A 17,962-nucleotide genomic window follows, 5' to 3' on the forward strand; every position below is an offset into this window, starting at 1 on the left:
CTACTTTAAAAAATACATCTGCGGGGTATAGTGTTGGATTTTCTCAATCTTTTGGTGTTAAAATGTCCATGCGCTAGCGCCTAAAAAATGAAAATTCAATACCAGAAGATTCAGGATATAAACTTACATAAAATTGCGGCTCAATGAAATGTTAAAAATGTATTTGATGGAAGAAGTTTTTTGAAAAGAAGCTGATGGTTCTGCTGACCAATACAAGTACGGCATTTCAAAAAAAAAGCAGTTATTTTAAAAATAACTGCCTCCTGAACTGGCTCTTTTTGTGAGCTTAAGATCTTGTAAGATCGATGCCTTTGCACGTATGGTGACGTTATAGCTTCGGAACCGGCCGAAAGGCATCCAGCCAAATGACATATCCCAACAATGCAGATCCCGATAGATATTGAAAGAGGTCATGACCACTTCCTTCTGTTTGAAATCGTATCCCGATTGAAAGGTGACTTTCCATTTTGGTGTAACACTGAAGTCGCCATGTAAATTCAATGTGCTTGTGATTTGACTTTCCATTCTCCGCGTACTGGAGTTGAACGATTTTGCCATATTGAAACTGAACGATGCCGCAAGATTCCATGGGATATTAAAGTCCACAAATGCATTTGGATCTGAGCTGATTCGAGCCAAGGCCTGTGCTTGCTCAGGAGTCATACCTGCTCCAGACATTTCTTTTCTTAAAGAATCAATATTGTTATTACGTGATTTCGCAGCTTTAGGATTCAGACTATAGTCAAAGGAAAGACCAAAGTTTGTCAGACGAGCAAGGCTACCGTCTTTAATGGCATAGCGATTGACGCGGACACCATTTTCATTGACCGAATAGGGATCAAATGTACCGTTGAAGTTTACATTCATCTTTTGGTCGAAAAAAGCTGTACGGCCAGAGAAAGTAATTGGGGACAACTTTAGCGAGTCGGCAACAAAGTTGTAATTTCCGCTGAACGTCAGACCTTGAAGAATAGGGATTTTCTTCATACCGCCATCTGTGGTATCGGATTTGCTTTTGACTTTTGCTTCGATGTTATTGTCAATGGAAAAGCCTATCCCTGCAGATTTTCCTGCAGAAGGAGATCCGTAGACACCCTGACTAAAGATTGAGTATACATTTCTGTTCCCATATTGATCGTTATAATGCTGATAGAAACCATATCTTGGATCCGAAAAATCGGGTCTATAGTTCAGGTTGATCGACGGTGTAACGACGTGTCTGATCTGCTTAAGGTTACCTATTTTAGGGAAATAATTACCATAAACCTTGGTCGAAAGTCCGGTCGAAACAGAGTAATCGTATGCACGATTGAATCCCTGAACGGTATCGATACGTTGTTTATAACCTGCGGCGGTATTGTCGATGCTTTGTCTTGTACTTTGTAAATACCAACGCTCGGTATAGTTTACACTGGTGTTGAACTGAAAATATTTAAAAGCATTGAGTGATAAACTGATTGGAATATTGTGTTGGAAACCATTTTGGAATTTTTTGAAGCCTCCTGGTTTAAATAACAATGTATCAATGGTGCTTACCGAGTTTTGTGCTTGGAAACTATAACCGACATTGATGCGTTGATACCATTTTTGTTCACCGACACGGTCTTTACTGTCAAATGGATTGAAAGAGGATACGTTTAAGCTGATATTTGGTAAACTCATCTGTATACTGCGCGTAGCCATATCCTGATTATGCGTTAAGCTGGCCGTGAGGTTTACCTTGCCATCGGCAAATACTTTTCCATAACTGATGGACGAGCCCATCCGGTTACGTGCAAGGTTTTCATAGGTGTTTTGTGTACTTCCGGTTCCGGTATTTTGAAAGAAAGAACTTGTACCAAAGTTAACACTTGCAGAGAAAGATGTTCCTGGATTGGCTTCCTGGCGTTGAGTATGATTCCAAGTGACATTAAAATCCTTATTGGAGCCATAATTAGATGTTCCTTCAATACCCGTTTTGGTATTAGCATAACGGATATTAAAACCACCGTTAAATTTATAGTTGACGGTATAGCGCGTATTGATGGACGCTTCCCATGAACCTTTAGAATACAAGGAACCTCTAATCTCACTGTCCCAGTAATCGTTGAAGGCCAAATACCAACCGATATCCCGCATCGAGAATCCTCTGGTATAATCTTCCCCAAAAGAAGGGAAGAGAAATCCAGAAGCTCTTTTATCTGGCTTTGGGAAAAACGCAAATGGAAATGCCACCGGCATAGGTACACCCATCACCACAAGGTAAGCCGGACCGGAAATAATCTGATTTTTAGTGACAATTCCTTTGGTGATATGAATGCCAAAATGGGTATGCGGATAGGGTAGATTACAGGTACTATATAATCCCTTGTATATCGACATTTCGTCGTAGATATTCTTTCGCACAATATTGGCCTGGATAAATCCACCATCCACTTCGGTCATAATACCGTAGGTGTTTCCCTCTTGTTTTTCGTAATCGTAATAAAGTGAGTCTACTGTTTTCGGTGATTCACCATTTCCCATGATGACGATAGGACGCCCTACATATTTACCAGTTTTGTCATAGATCCCAGAAGCAAAAATCTTTTTCTTGTTTCGGTCAAGACGGATGTAATCGGCAGAAAGTTCAAAATCTTGGTATTTTACCTTTGCTCCGCGATAAAGGTGACTTATATTCTTGGCAACTTCAGATTTCTGCGAGTCAACCGCAATAATACTCACTTCCGCCTGCAAACCACTTCCTTTTTTCTTGGTCGTATCGCTTACAGATTTGGTCGTATCTGCGGTTTTGGATTTACTCGTATCTTGCGATTTATTGGTCGCCGAAATAGGATCTTTACCTTGAAGTCCGTTCTGTTTTAATGGAATATTACTTTGAGCAAAGCTAGAATTGCCCATTGCAAGAATGATAAATAGTGTTAAAATGTTGATTAACGACTTCAAAATTAAAGACAAATGTTATTTTTGTGAAATAATGTTAAACTTCGAGAGACAAAATTAGTCAAAAAAGCAATAGAAAATATGTTAAATATCGTTATCTATTAAAGAAATAATATAGACTCATTTTGATTCGTTTATAGTAGAGCAAATAATTATTCAATGAAATCAGATTTAAGAATTAGAAAATGGTGTAGCGTTGTGTTTGCTACTTTGGGATTTTTTTTATTGAATTCTTTCAAATTAAACAATGGGCAGCCCGAGCCTCCAGATTATCAAATAAGGACAATTGTAATTGATGCTGGCCATGGTGGTAAAGATACAGGGGCGGCCGGACGGCGATCGTTGGAGAAAAATGTAGCCCTTGAAGTTGCGTTGAAATTGGGAAAGCAGATTCAGAAGGATATCCCAGGTATCAAGATCATCTACACGAGAACGACCGATGAATTTGTTGAGCTTTACAAACGTATCCGTTTGGCGAATGCCAATAAAGCCGATCTATTTATTTCGATACACTGTAATTCCAGCGGTGCCAGTGCGCATGGTACCGAAACTTTGGTCTCTGGTTCGCATCGTTTGGGACAGCAGGATGCAGCCGTTCGTGAAAATGCTTCCTTATTACTGGAATCAAACTATAAAGAGAATTATCAGGGATTTGATCCAAAAGACCCTGAAAGTGCCATCATCTTCTCCTTGATGAAAAACCGATTCCGTGAAAAAAGTATTCGTCTGGCGCAGATGATCGAAGGTGAGTATGTGAAAGCAGGTCGATATAGTAGAGGGTTCTGGGAGAAAGGTTTAGCTGTACTGGCAGAAGCAGGCATGCCGGCTGTATTGACAGAAATTGGCTTTATTAGTAATAGAGAAGAAGAGAGCTACCTATTGTCTGATGCAGGGCAACAGGAGGTTGTTGATAATTTGGTTTCGGCTCTGAAAATTTATAAAAATTCTGTAGAACGCTAAACAGATTTGCTTTTATGCTGTTTTAAACTTAAATTAATGATCATTACTAAATAGATTATTTGTGAAAATTTCAAACGAGACAAAAGTCGGCATATTAGCAACAGTTGCAATAGTTTTATTATTTATTGGATATAGCTTTCTAAAAGGAAATGATGTTTTTAGCAGCGATAATACTTTTTACACGACTTACGAAACTGTAGATGGTCTGACTCCATCAAAACCTGTTTTAGTGAACGGTTATCAAATCGGGCGTGTATCAAAAATGATTCTTCAACCCGATGGCAAGATTAAGACAGAGTTCAAAATACACTCCCATTATGACGTTCCAAAGAACACAATTGCCCGAATTTCAAGCACAGATTTGTTGGGAAGTAAGGCTATTGTTTTCGAAATGGGCAACAGTAAGGAATTGGCAAAGGATGGCGATTTTTTAACTTCAGGTGTTCAACCAAATATTATGGATAAGGTTGAACCCATTCAAAAACGGATCGAAACAATTACCATTAAACTGGATTCAACGCTATCGGTCGTCAATACTGTCTTAGACAAACAGTTTCAGGATGACTTTAAAAGAAGTATTCATAGTATTTCCACTTCTTTAAAAAATGTGGAAGGCATCACCAAAGATGTTGAAGGTCTAGTGGGCGATGAAAAGGGAAGACTGAATAGAATCATGGCCAATCTCGAGTCAATTACATCTAATTTCTCACAAAATGGTGAGAAAATCAATGCGATTATGTCTAATCTGAATAACATGACCGATAAGGCTGCCCGATTGGATTTTGAACATACCATGAACAAAGTAAATGCTGCAGTGAATGATTTTCAGGAGATCACTGGAAAAATTAATAGTGGTAAGGGCTCTATCGGTTTATTGCTCAATGATGAAGCTTTGTACAATAATCTCAATAATGCTTCGAAGGAAATGGATAATTTGATGAAGGACGTCAAAGAAAAACCTGGGAAATATATCAAACTTTCCATCTTTGGAAAAAAAGGCGAGAAATAGATTTTAGCAATCAGATCAAATAATATACGTAAAAAGCCTGCATATAGCAGGCTTTTTTGTTTTCATGAGCTACCCGTTTGGCGGTTGAATTGGTCGTCGCGCCGATCCCATAAATTAGATTCCCCCATTTATGCTTTACCGATCCGGACTTTCCTATTGCTATGCTTATATCATGTTTGGTATTAAGATCGTTTTTATTGCCTTTTTACAGGGGATTAACACCGGGTTAATAGGGGTATACCCGGGCTAACCCCCTGTTATACCCCTGTTAACCCCCTGTAAAACCCCAGTTAAACTAGAAGCTGATGTTAACCAATGGTTAACAAGAGTATGATATGGTAAGTATCGAATTGAAATAGAAACGCCACTCATCGAGTGGCGTTTCTATTCTGCTAAATTCAGCACTTTACGAGCGACTTTATTAGTCGCGAAAGTAGGTGATCTTCCGATCCGATTTCACCGTACTTTCTATAAGGTTTCTTTAAGCCAGGTAAAGAATTCTCTTTGCCAAACCTGTGCGTTTTGTCCGGACAGAACCCAGTGATTTTCATCCGGTAGGTAGACCAGACGGCTCTTAATTTTTTTGAGCTGAGCCAATTGGAATGCTGCCAGTCCTTGTCCGATTGGAACACGATAATCTCTTCCACCCTGAAAGATCAAAATTGGTGTGTGCCAATTATTTGCTTTTTCAATCGGGTTGAATGCGGTATAGGATTTCTCATTTTTGCTATCCCAGTACGCTCCGCCCAGTTCGTGGTTGGCGAAAAAGAGTTCTTCTGTGGTACCATACCAGCTTCTCATGTCGAATAAACCATTGTGCGCAATGAACGTTTTGAAACGGTTTTGATGCACGCCAGCTAGTTGATAAACAGAGTATCCACCATAACTAGCCCCAATCGCCGCGCGGCGTGTTGTATCTACATAAGACTCTTTGGAGATATCGTCTATGGCGGCCAAGTAATCCCGGATTGGCTGACCGCCCCAGTCTTGGGAAATAGCTTCATTCCATTTTACCCCCCAGCCAGGCATACCCCTACGGTTTGGAGCGATGACAATATAACCTTGTGATGCAATCAATTGTAAATTCCAACGGAACGAATAAAATTGTGTCAGTGCGGATTGAGGGCCGCCTTCACAGTAAAGTATGGTTGGATATTTTTTTGCAGGGTCAAAGTTTGGCGGATAGATTACCCATGAAAACAGATCTGCTCCATCGGATGCCTTTGTAATACGCTTCTCAATTTTGTTTTCGCTGATGCTTGCATATTTTGCATCATTAACTTTGGTGACCGGAGTTAAAGATTTGGTTTTTAGATCAAAGCTGAAGATTTCTGTAGCACGGGTAAACTTTGTCGAGCTAACGATTAATTTGTCCGCTACTTGGCCTACAATACCGGTGATGTCAAAGTCACCTTCTGAAATTTGATGTATTTTTGGTAAACTTTTAGCTTTGATATTGGTCGGTACTTCAAGTTCAAATAATTGAACGGTACCTTTCGTAGCAGCTGTAAAATAGATTTTTCGATTGTCACTGCTCCAGATAAAACGATTGACCGTACCATCCCAATGTGCTGTTAGATTTAAACGAATTGAGCTGTTTTTGTCAAATAGCATGATGTCATTTTTGTCCGATTCATAACCATCGGTTTTCATGCTGAGCCAAGTTAGGCTTTTCCCATCGGGAGAATAGGTTGGGGCTGTGTCATACCCATTCATACCTTCTGTCAGGTTGGAAGTCGTTCCGCTGGCGATATCATAGCGATAAATATCGGTATTGGTACTGACGGCATAGTCTGTTCCGAATTTCTTTTTACAGACATACAGCACTGCTTTGCTATCTGGAGACCAGGCAAGATCTTCGGCGCCACCAAATGGTGCCTGAGGGCTATAAAAGGCTTGGTCCTTCAATAGGTCTACCGGCTCACCAACTTTACCATCAATAAAACTCGCCACAAAAGGATGACTGAACTTACCATCATTGAAGGTATCCCAGTGCCTATAATCTAAGTTGTCATAGATATAAGCGTCTGACTTTGGCAATTCGGGATATTTATCTGTGCTGTGGTATTTTTTTACAAGAACGGACTGACTGAAGAGTATTTGTTTTCCATCAGGAGAAAATTTGACATTTTCTAAGGCGATATCACCATTTGTCAATTGAAGTGCTTCACCCTTAGATAGGTTCTTCTTCCATAACTGCCCTTTTAGTAAATAAATTACGTCGCCATTTGGTGCGATCTGAACGACTGTTTCACCGCCTTTTTGATCGGTGAACTGCTGGTTGGTGCCATTGGCCAGTGAAATCGTATATAGATTTTTTTCACTTGAATTGCTTTCCAAATTATAATTGGAAACACCATATACCAATGTTTTGCCATCTGCAGAAAGTCCTTCGGCCGAAACACGACCAAGATCCCAGAGTGTACTTGGGTTGATCGGTTGTGGCGATTCCGACACTAATTTAAAATTGCTTTTTCCACCTTTGCTTTCTTGCGCATTGCTTAGGTTACACGCCATAATCGCTAATGTAAGTATTGTAAGTTTTTTCATCTGTTTAAACATATCTATGCCGCTGAAAAATTTCTTCGCAAGTTACAGAATTTGGTCATAAATGCTAAGTCAAGTAAAAAAATAGCCATCTCCTTTAGTTAGAAATGGCTAATGAGAATTGTAAATCCCTATTTTTTAAGTAATATCTGAATCAAGACCCAGTAAAGTCGCAGATGTTGTCTATTGATCCACATGGCTATTGTCAAATTGATACCAGTTTATTTTTGTTGAAACGCGCATCAAAATCGCCAAAATGATAAAGATGCCAATTGTTCCAGCGATAAGGGAATAATCCCGAAGTTGCATAAGGATATAGATGAAGAGATAAAATAAAGCCAAAATTGAACTCAGCAACAGCGCCGATTTCTGATCTTTGGTAATTGATTTAATGAAACTGCCAATCAGCATAACTGTAGCCACGGAAGCGGTTAAGTAAGCTAGATTAAATCCAATATGCTCGGATAGTGCGAGTAGTAATGTGTAAAAAAGAACCATCGCTGCTCCAATCAGGATATATTGGATGATATGGATCCGTTTTTTCTTGATCACCTCGGTGAATAGGAGCGAAGTAAAGGTCAGAATGATGACTAAAATACCATATTTGGCAACTCGTGTTGTTTTTTGATAGTTATTGATATCGGGTAAGAAGTTAATTGTAATCAAGTCCGTGTTATCCAATAGGTTATTTGCAGAGGCAAGTGTAGTGTTGGCGGTTTGTGCTGCTTTTTGTTCATTGTCCTCATTTCCATTTGCGACCTTGTTATCGAACTGATAGATTGGACGGGCATCGCCAGTCCATTGTTGTGGTAGCTTTCGACTGAAAGATGGAATTTCCCAGGAAGCTGAAAAATTGGATGTTTCGGTATTACGTTTGCTCGGTAAAAATGCACCAGTGAAACTTGGATTAGCCCAGTTGCCCTTTGCCTGGATGTTTGTCTGATCACTAAGAGGGAGGAAATTTAACGATTTGGATCCTTTTAGATTTAGTTTTATCTTGAAACGACTGTCCGTTTTCTGCGGATCCAAAGATACCGGACAGACTAAATTCTGAGTGAATAATTTGAGATTATTAAAGTCTGGATCGAAAGTTAACTCGTTACCATCCCAAATCAAGGATGGGCGCTTGCCTAGGCCTTTAAAATCCTGGATACCGAAAATAAGCTTGCTGCCTTTCCAGTCAATTTGCTCATGAGGGACCTCGAGTTTTTCTAGGGATATTTTGTCAAAGGAACCTTCTAATGTGATGTTGCTGTTGTAAACTACGGCATTATAAATACCTCTAGAGAGATATTGTGGCGTTATATCTGTTGCGATATTGGAAGTTTTGGGTAAGACAAATATCCACTTCAGCTCCTCTTTAAGGTTAGATTTTTCGGCTTTTTCGGCAGAAAGTGGGATAGTCTCGCGATAGGGGATGGCAAGAACAGGGCTTGAAATAACCTGATCCTTTCCCCAATTTAATGTAATTCCATCGGATACTTCCTGTTCGCGGTTTTTCCGCTCTTCAATCAAATCGCTGATTAAGGCTAGCGGAATAAGTAGTATGAGGGAAAGAAAGAAAATGACAAATAGTTTTAGGACAGTAGAATTACTGATTTTCTCAAAAAATGAGGATTGCTCTGTTGGAGATAAATTGTTGTATTCCATGATTTTAGCGGTTTAAGTTTAGCTGAATGTTTTTGCTGTATAAGGCAATTTGAAGCTCCGTTAATTGCCAATGAAGGATTTCTTTAAATTCTAAATGATGAAAGCTCTGGAGCGATCGCCCCTTTTGAAAATGTTTTTTGTAATAACTGAAGTATTCAGGAAATAAGGTGCCGCCAATAAAAATCATTGCCATGAGATACAGACTTATCTTTCCATTACCAAGCAGAAGGAATTGCATGGCAATTTCATCTTGTATCTCTGTTCCGGTTTCAGTAAGGATATGAAAGACATCGTGATTTTCCAGTTTGGGCATGACATCGAAACCTTTACTTTCATAAAAGAGCCCCAAATTATGGCCGATGCTTCCAATGGGGTAGGTCATGAAATCTGCTTTAGAGATTCCCCAGGCTTTTTTGTTCCATTTAAAGATGTTTGCATATACTTTGGAGGACCAATTGTAGAGGTGCAGCATCAGTTTCAGTCTAATTCCTTTCATTTAATTATGTTTTAAAAGTACTTTGGTTTTCAAAGTAAGTAGATAAAAAAATTATTAGTATTGCTGTTTTATTAAATTTTCAAGTGCAATAAGATGGTTTTCAAAGGCTTTAAGTCCTTTTGTTGTTCTTTTGTATCTGGTGTTCGGCTTCCGGTCGACAAAGCTTTTTTCGACAATAATGTATTCCTCTTTTTCCAATGTTTTTAGGTTGGAAGCAAGGTTACCATCGGTTACATCCAACAATTCTTTCAATGAATTAAAATCGTATTCTTCATTGGCAGCGAGAACACTCATAATTTGGAGGCGAACTCTGTTTTCAAATATTTTGTCATATAAGGAAAGATCTAATTTCACGATTCGTACTTTTTGTAAACGATAAAACCATAGATGATGTGTAGCACACCAAATCCTAATCCCCATAATAATAACCCGTTGTCCGGGAAACATATACCAATCAAACCCAGGCAGATTTCGAGTATACCCAGGCCTTTTGCTTCGGCAAAGGTATAGATGCTACCCGCAGTCAGTGCCAGTCCATAAAAGATCAGCAGCATAGCAGCAATCAGCTGGTAGTAGCCTTGGACAAAAAACAACAAGGATATCACGCCACCCGTTAGTAAGGGGATTGAAACTGCAAATAAAAGAGATTTGCTTGTAATGTTCCAAATCGACTGCTTATTTTTTCTCGCCTTTTTACGTGCCATTAGCCAGCCGGTCACCAGGGATGATAAGAGGACGATGAGCGCAATTATTAAAAACAGTAGAGGCCTATTCAGATTTTGGCCCAAGGGTAGAGCGGTACTTTCGGGTTGCTTTATAATATAGTATCCCAATAGCGTTCCCAGCAAAGCATAACAGCCCATGAGTACACCTGATAATCCGCTTATTGAAACAAATTTGGACGATTTTTCCATTAATGATCTGATCTGCCCAAGTTCTCTAAATAAATCTTTCTGTTCCATAAAAGTACTTTGATATTCAAAGTAAATGAATAATAATGAATTATGCAAGGGGTTGGGAGAATATTGAAAAAAAATAAAAAAAAGAGTAGAAAATACTTGCAGGATATAGGTTTGGTTTCTATCTTTGTGGCATCAAAAGAAATCCTAATGCGGAAGTGGCGTAATTGGTAGCCGCACCAGACTTAGGATCTGGCGCCGCAAGGCGTGGGGGTTCGAGTCCCTTCTTCCGCACTTGATGTCCTCCCGAACTTAAAACCTCGGGAGGATTTTTTTATGAATGCGATATAGCTAAAAAGAGTATGAATATTTCACACGAGAATGTAGATGCAATCAATGCGGTAGTCAACGTCGCATTAGCACCTGAAGATTATAATCCTCAAGTCGACAAAGAGATTAAAGCGCAAGCTAAAAAAGCAAAATTACCAGGGTTCCGTCCAGGTCAAGTTCCAGTGGGACATATCAGACGTACTTATGGTAAATCTATTTTATTTGATGAGATCAATAAATTAGTGAATGAGAAAATCACCAATTATATTGCTGAAAATAAATTAGAAGTTTTAGGTCAACCACTTCCTTTGGAAGATGATGCACAATACAGCTGGGATTATAAAGACAATTTCAACTTCAAATATGAAATTGGTCTTGCTCCTGCTTTTGAATTACCTTTCACTGCTGAGACTGAATTTACTTCATACGAAATCAAAGCTGATGAAGAGACATTGGCAGATCGTATCAAGAACTTGCGTCGTAGCTATGGAAAAATGACTAATCCAGAAGTATCTGAAGAAGGTGATGTATTGTATGCAACATTGAAACAAGATAAAGAAGAAGGTCTAGAAAAAACAACTTCTATCCGCACAGATATCGTAGAAGATGCTAAGATCAAAAAATCATTAGTTGGTCTTAAAAAAGACGATGTTGTTAAGATTGATGTTAAAAAAGCATTCAAAACTGAAGATTTAGCACGTATCTTAGGGATCACTGAGGAAGAAGCAACTGCTTTAGACGTCACTAAATTTGAATTGACTGTTAAGAATATCAACCGCTTAGAAGAAGCTGATCTTAACCAAGAATTTTTCGATAAATTATTCGCAGAAGGTGAAGTAACAGAAGAAGCTCAATTCACAGAAAAAGTGAAAGAAGAAGTTGAGAATTTATTCAAACAAAATTCAGATCAAAGATTACGTAATGATATGTATACTTTTGGTATGGAAAAGGTTGATGTATCTTTCCCTGAAGAATTCTTGAAAAGATGGTTGAAAGCAACTAACCCAAGCATTTCTGAAGAAGAATTGAACGAAGGTTTTGCTGATTTCTTGAATAACTTGAAATGGACAATCATCGAAAATCGCGTTGTTACTGAAAATGGTCTTGAAGTTAAATATGATGAAGTTATCAATTTAGCAAAAGAACGCATCTACGCGCAAATTAAGATGTACAACATCAACGAAGAGCCTTCTGATGAGCAGTTGAACCAATTTGCAATTCAATTGTTGCAAGACAGAGAACAAGGTAATCGTTTGTTCGAAGAAGCTAAAGCTTTAAAAGTATTTGATCACTTGAAAGGTTTAGTGAAATTGAATGCTAGTGACATTGAATTCAAAGAATTCGAGAAATTAGCATAAGCGATTTTTAAAATAAAAAGAAAGTCCCTCCGATCTATTTGGAGGGACTTTTTTATTTTCAATGCAGCGCGTCGCGTGGTCGCAGCTTAGACACTATTCGTTTATATGTTTTTCAGATCATCCACAGATCGTCTGCGTAGACCGTTATATGGAGCTGAAATACAATATCTGCTGGTGGAATCGAGACGGACTCCCAGAATAGGAATTATGTGTTTGGGATAGGAGTTGGACTGCTGGAGTTGAAATGGTCCGCTTGATTTGGAAGAGGCCTGCTTGAATTGGAGGAGACCTGTTGAAATAGCCAAGGGTCTAAACGAAAACGTTAATTGACCTTGCTTTTCTTTGTTTCAGCAGGAGCTGTCGTAGTCGTCTTCTTGCCAAAAGGGAATAGCCTTTTCAAGAACTCCGAAAAGGTGTTGAATTCCTGCCGATAGAGCAATCCGAAAGCACTAATATATTCGCCGTCATTGGGGCTAAGAAGAAAGTTGCGTGTATTTAGGCGATTGGAAGCACGTAGGACCAAACGTCCATCTTTTCTTAAATAAAACATAGCTTCGGCATCGGTTGAGACCCGATCTGAAAATACATTCAAATCTGTTAGAGCCTGACTTCTACGGTCGGAGATACCTCCTGTCAAAACAAGCCTATCGTTGAACAAGCGAAGTGAGGCGGAGGCATCATTTAAGGATTTGATATTAATATCAAAGAAATTGATGTTAAGCGATTGGGCTATGATGTTGTTGATCTGGTTGAACGCTATTTCAGTTCCCGCAGATAACAAGGTATTGTTTACTTCTTTACCGAAGTCTGTCTGTGTGCCAGGTGTAAAACTTCGTCTCACGATTAGGCTAAGCGCTTGTTGATTGACATTGTTGGCATCTGAAAAGTATCCTTGTAGCTCATCCTTAACCCCGGGGTTTTGTGGAAAGTTGATATCAAACGTGATTTCCGGCTGACTTAACTGTCCTTTCAGGATCATGTCGGCCTGTGCCAATACGCGCTCGGGGTTTTCTTCCCGGCCTGCGGCATTATACAAAGGCGCTAAGCTTGTTCTTTGTTGGTAGATGGCATTGATATTAATATTCGCTTCGGTTGGGTTTCCTGCCCATCGCACTGTTCCGCCCTCTTTGAGATCAAAAATCTTATTGATGTAATCTTGGGCGGTGAAATTGAATTTTCCGCTGTTTATGATAAAATCCCCAAACATTTCAAAATCTCCCAATGAAGATATCCGCATGTTGAGATTGCTGTTTCCCCTTCCTGATAATTCGCCCATGCTGGAGAATAGATTTATTTCTGCATTCGGGTTGATCAAGAGGTCCATATTCATCGTCAGACCGTTGAAATCTCGTTTTTTAGCGCTTTTCTTCGTTTTGGTCGAGTCTTTCTCAATAAAGTAGATAAAGTCGGTATCTGAGATTGTACTGGCGCTATTGAAAGGGATATTGATAACTGTATTTTCTTCGGATTTAGCACGGATATTGATGTTCATGGCCGAAGTTAATCCTTTAAACTGAAAGGTGCCCGAAGCGTAAGCAGTGCCATAATATACATTATTGTCCTTTATAGTGGTATTTAATACCATAAAATTCTTCGTTTCTGCAGTTACATCGATATCGGGATCACTCAATTTGTTGAGATCTACAACGCCATCAATGGTTGCTACATTGTTTTTGGGATCGTATACTTTTAGCCCTGTCAGAAAAATTCGGTTATTGGTAACCGCAATTTCGTCAGAAAGGCGGTAGGGTGTTTTGAGGTAATTGATGACCATCGAAGCATTATCCAATTTTCCGGAACCTGTAATTTTGGGGTTCAGGATATCGCCTTCGATATCGAGGTCTGCATTGACCTTGCCCTGAATATTGGATACCAGGCTTCGTAAAAAGGGCTGGAAAACAAACACATCTGTGTTTACGAGTTTAGCTTTGAGATTAAGCTTATTGTTTTCACTTAAATGGTTATAGGAACCTTGTAACTGAATTAATTTATTTCCTTCCTCTATCTTGCTGTCTAGTTTTACCAGTTGATTCTCGGGGTCGTAGTTGGCACTTAGGGCTAGTGAGCCGATGGGAATATTGTTATAGAGGATAGGTGAAGTTTTTATATTGGCGACAATAAAGGGTGCTTTGAATACGGAATTAACTTCAATATTTCCGTTTAAATTTCCGGAGAGATTGATGCCATGGGGCTTAGTAATACCATTTAAAGATGTAAGATTAAAGTCCTGAAATTTGAGATTGATCTGATCACTGACTTCATTCGACAGGATACCATCGATGTGGACTTTTTGTTCGTCATGACTCAGTGTCAGTTTTTCAAAGTACCATTTTCCTTTCGATATTTTCAATTGTGCATCATTATTGACAAGCCATCGCTCTCTATTGATTAAGATATTCGATGGGTAGAAATTGATATAGGCAGGTTTGGCATGGGCAAAGCGTATGACGCCATTAAGATCCAGACTATTGCTTGCTTCAAGTTCCGACATTTTGATGTTAAATTGTAAACTGTCGTTTGCCAAGGTGTTTGAAATATTGACGTTTTTGATATAGGTACTGTCGGTAAAATTTATGCGATCGATGGAGGTCTGCAATTCCATATTCTTCAAATTGGCATTTTGATCGACAATCAGGTGAGTTAGCCGAATACCATTGTACTTGAATTCGGGTGCGTAAAAATTAAAACTAGCCGTTTGTTTTTCGCTTTCAAATTTTGCATTGAGCGTTGCTCCGCTGTCTAATGCGATATCCTTTCGAAAGAATGTTGCGATCGGCTTAAAAGAAGTGATATTAATATTCAGGTCAAAGTCCTGGCGATTAAAAATGTTGTTTTCAAACCCGATTGCGGGAGCGTAGCGCATGGCTAAAGCTTTAAAATAAGGAACAATTGTATTGAGGTCTATTCTTCCTTTGAGATCAATGTGTCCGATAGCTGACTGCAAGGTAAGGGAGCGTGCATTTTCATCTCCTTCGGCAAGGAAATTGATGTCGCGGATGACGAATTGGCCCTTAGAGGAAGTGAAATTGATACTGTCTGATTTAAATTCACCGGTAATATTATTGATGTTGTCCCCAATTAAACTGGTGTGGAATTTCGTGTTAATAATGTTGATGGAATCTCCCTGAAAGAAGTTGAGTTTTTTTAGATTAGCTTGTTGGATATCAGCATCCAGGTGATAGTTGGGTTTGACAGACCAATCGATATCTGTGGTAAACTGTAGTTTTAAATTTGGATCATATATTTGCCCTGAAGCAAGAATTAATTGTTTATCTGTATTTCCTTCAATTTGTATATGTTGATAACTGTAATTCTTGTAATTGAAATTACTGAGATCTCCTTTTATCTTTAGGCTCATTTTCTTAGGATCGGTACCTGTTCCGTCAACCTGTAAATTGAAGCCTGTTGCTCCCAGATCTTTTAATTTTGTTATCGTACCTACATCGAACTTTTTAGATTGAAAATTGCCCGCATATTTTATTTCCTTCTGGATATCCAGTAAGGCATCAGCCTCCACATTCCCGATCGCAGTCGTGAAAACTCCCTTTGTCTTAAATTTATTGTATAATCCATTTAGGCTGCCTTTGAATGAAAATTTGTCGAAGATCTGGACAATTTCAGGAAGTTTGAAATTTTTTAGATTTCCGAGATCTGTAATAACAGCATTTAAGTCTTTGTGCTCAGAAGAAATTGCTATACTGGGAACAATAAATTTAGTTTTGTCGATATCTGGTAGACCGATAATCTGAAGGTCACCTGCTAAACTCGTTTTTTTTCCGATTGTTAAATCGACCTGTGATGCGTTGATGGAAGATACAGTTCCTTCTAGATTTGCCCGCTTGATATTGACGTCAAATTTGACTTGGTGCATAGGCGAGGAAAAGAAAGCAATATCCTCAGAGTAAATACGGGAGTCCCGTGCACGAAGTTTTACATGAACTTTATTGATGAAGTCCGAAAAATCGTCAAAGCTGCTGTAGCTGAGTTTGATGTAATTTTTGAATGTAGAACGATTGGTGGCTAGCATAAGCTCACTGAGTTCGATGCTTGTATTGCTTACCTTCGTTTGGGCAAGAAGGCCTTTGATCTCTAAACCCTTCTTTTCGCGAAGATTGAATGTCTTGATGTTCGCTGAAATTTGATTAGAATCGATTTTTATCTTATCAAAATGGGCGTTAAGTTTGGAAATCCCTAAATCTCCAAAGTCGACCACTTTATTGTAATGTTTGCGTCTATGGTTAACATAGTTAAACGCATTGTTCTTAATAACAAGTTCCTTTATATCGAAGATGATTTTTTTTGAACTTTTCTTTTTTTCTTTCTTAGGCGGGTTAAAATAACGAATTAAGAATGACATATTTGAGCTATCCTGGAATTGCTCAAAAGTAGCTTGGGTATCCTCAATGGTTAGTTTGTTGATCACAATCTTGTTCAGTTCAATGAACTGAGAAAGGTTGACGTTGGCTTCTAACCTTCCTGATTTTAATATTTCTTTTCCCTCTGGACTATAGAGTTGAAAATCTTCTACTACAATAGATTTAAAAGGTTTGAAATAGATGCTTTTGAGGTTTATTTTAGTGTTTAGTTCGTTGGATAAATAGTCTACAGCTTTTTGTGCAACATAATTTTGTACCGGTTTCAACTGTAGTGATAACGCCAATGCAAGCAGTATAATGAATATACTACCAAGGACTATTGACACTATTTTAATTATTTTTTTGATACTTTTGTATTAAAATTTATTACCTCAAGCTATGGCTATTATTTTAGGGATTGAATCCTCTTGTGATGAAACCTCCGCTTCTATCTGTATTAACGGTGAAATTCATTCAAATGTTATTGCAACTCAGGCAATCCACGCAAAATATGGTGGAGTGATTCCCGAGCTCGCTTCACGTGCTCATCAACAAAATATTATTCCAACAGTGGAAGAAGCCATTCGTCAAGCAAAAGTAAGCAAAAATCAAATAGATGCAGTGAGTTTTACGCGGGGACCCGGATTATTAGGTGCACTTTTGGTGGGAACATCTTTTGCAAAATCATTTGCACTCGCACAGAATATTCCTTTAATTGATATAAACCATATGCAGGCGCATATCCTGGCTCATTTTATTGAGGATCCGAAGCCTAGTTTTCCGTTTTTATGTCTTACTGTTTCTGGTGGTCATACGCAAATTGTGTTGGTGAAAGATTATTTTGAAATGGAACTTTTGGGAGAAACATTGGATGACGCGGCAGGGGAGGCTTTTGATAAAACAGCTAAAATCCTGAATCTTCCTTATCCCGGTGGACCGCTCATCGATAAATTTGCAAAAGAAGGTAATCCGGCAGCTTATCGGCTTCCTGAACCACAGATCCCTGGTTTAAATTTTAGCTTTTCAGGATTGAAAACCGCGATATTATATTTGGTCCAAGATCAATTGAAGCAGAACCCGGATTTTCTGACCCACAATATGGCCGACTTATGTGCTAGCGTGCAATCCCGTATTGTATCAATCCTGCTGAATAAATTAAAGAAAGCGGCAAAAGAGACAGGGGTAAAGGATATTGCCATTGCAGGTGGCGTTTCGGCTAATTCTGGCCTGAGACAGAGCTTAATTGAAATGGGGGAAAAATACAAATGGCGGGTCTTCATACCAAAATTTGAATACTGTACGGATAATGCAGCGATGATTGCCATTGCGGGCTATCATAAATTTCTAAAGAAAGATTTTGTAGGTCAGGACGTCGCTCCTATGGCTAGGATGCACCTGTAGCAACTATTGAAATCTTGAGTTTCCCCGGGCACTGT

General features: G+C 38.9%; 11 protein-coding genes and 1 tRNA gene. 5 read left to right on the plus strand and 7 right to left on the minus strand.

Annotation, left to right across the window (positions count from 1 at the left end):
- Positions 1-246: 246 nt before the first annotated feature.
- A complete protein-coding gene (locus tag K2F45_RS05415; RefSeq protein ID WP_244294477.1) occupies positions 247-2,880 on the minus strand; it encodes a putative LPS assembly protein LptD in 2,634 nt (877 codons plus the stop codon).
- Positions 2,881-3,081: 201 nt separating this feature from the next.
- Here K2F45_RS05415 and K2F45_RS05420 point away from each other — a divergent pair, with 201 nt between their 5' ends.
- Complete coding sequence (locus K2F45_RS05420; RefSeq protein ID WP_248933059.1) at positions 3,082-3,882, plus strand: N-acetylmuramoyl-L-alanine amidase family protein; 801 nt, start codon at positions 3,082-3,084, stop codon at positions 3,880-3,882.
- 61 nt (positions 3,883-3,943) lie between these two features.
- Positions 3,944-4,891 carry an MlaD family protein gene (locus tag K2F45_RS05425; RefSeq protein WP_248933060.1) on the plus strand — a complete coding sequence of 316 codons (948 nt, stop codon included), beginning with the start codon at positions 3,944-3,946 and terminating at the stop codon, positions 4,889-4,891.
- A gap of 468 nt (positions 4,892-5,359) precedes the next feature.
- Here the strand turns inward: K2F45_RS05425 and K2F45_RS05430 are convergent, their stop codons facing one another.
- The 5 genes from K2F45_RS05430 to K2F45_RS05450 all read right to left on the minus strand — a co-directional run bounded on the left by K2F45_RS05430 (position 5,360) and on the right by K2F45_RS05450 (position 10,546).
- Positions 5,360-7,441, minus strand: coding sequence for a S9 family peptidase (locus tag K2F45_RS05430; protein ID WP_248933061.1), 2,082 nt, complete (start codon positions 7,439-7,441; stop codon positions 5,360-5,362).
- Between the two features lie 180 nt (positions 7,442-7,621).
- Positions 7,622-9,088 carry a cell envelope integrity protein CreD gene (creD, locus tag K2F45_RS05435; protein WP_248933063.1) on the minus strand — a complete coding sequence of 489 codons (1,467 nt, stop codon included), beginning with the start codon at positions 9,086-9,088 and terminating at the stop codon, positions 7,622-7,624.
- Positions 9,089-9,092: 4 nt separating this feature from the next.
- Positions 9,093-9,584, minus strand: coding sequence for a Coq4 family protein (locus tag K2F45_RS05440; RefSeq protein WP_145328202.1), 492 nt, complete (start codon positions 9,582-9,584; stop codon positions 9,093-9,095).
- Between the two features lie 54 nt (positions 9,585-9,638).
- Positions 9,639-9,938 (minus strand): winged helix-turn-helix domain-containing protein, encoded by a 300-nt coding sequence (locus K2F45_RS05445; RefSeq protein WP_248933064.1) that lies wholly within the window; start codon positions 9,936-9,938, stop codon positions 9,639-9,641.
- Positions 9,935-10,546, minus strand: a complete 612-nt coding sequence (locus K2F45_RS05450) for a hypothetical protein (protein ID WP_248933065.1) — start codon at positions 10,544-10,546, stop codon at positions 9,935-9,937. The genes K2F45_RS05445 and K2F45_RS05450 overlap by 4 nt, the downstream gene beginning before the upstream one ends.
- 149 nt (positions 10,547-10,695) lie before the next feature.
- Between K2F45_RS05450 and K2F45_RS05455 the strand changes: the two genes are divergently transcribed.
- Positions 10,696-10,777 (plus strand) — tRNA-Leu (locus K2F45_RS05455).
- Positions 10,778-10,845: 68 nt separating this feature from the next.
- Complete coding sequence (locus K2F45_RS05460) at positions 10,846-12,171, plus strand: trigger factor (RefSeq protein ID WP_088160406.1); 1,326 nt, start codon at positions 10,846-10,848, stop codon at positions 12,169-12,171.
- Positions 12,172-12,493: 322 nt separating this feature from the next.
- Here the strand turns inward: K2F45_RS05460 and K2F45_RS05465 are convergent, their stop codons facing one another.
- The gene (locus tag K2F45_RS05465; protein WP_248933066.1) at positions 12,494-16,873 is read right to left on the minus strand and encodes a translocation/assembly module TamB domain-containing protein; all 4,380 of its coding nucleotides are present in this window, start codon (positions 16,871-16,873) and stop codon (positions 12,494-12,496) included.
- A gap of 52 nt (positions 16,874-16,925) precedes the next feature.
- Here K2F45_RS05465 and tsaD point away from each other — a divergent pair, with 52 nt between their 5' ends.
- On the plus strand, positions 16,926-17,927 hold the full coding sequence (gene tsaD / locus K2F45_RS05470) for a tRNA (adenosine(37)-N6)-threonylcarbamoyltransferase complex transferase subunit TsaD (RefSeq protein ID WP_120335337.1): 1,002 nt from the start codon (positions 16,926-16,928) through the stop codon (positions 17,925-17,927).
- Positions 17,928-17,962 lie beyond the last annotated feature (35 nt).

It is taken from the genome of Sphingobacterium siyangense (genome assembly GCF_023277505.1).
Classification (GTDB): Bacteria; Bacteroidota; Bacteroidia; order Sphingobacteriales; family Sphingobacteriaceae; genus Sphingobacterium; species Sphingobacterium siyangense.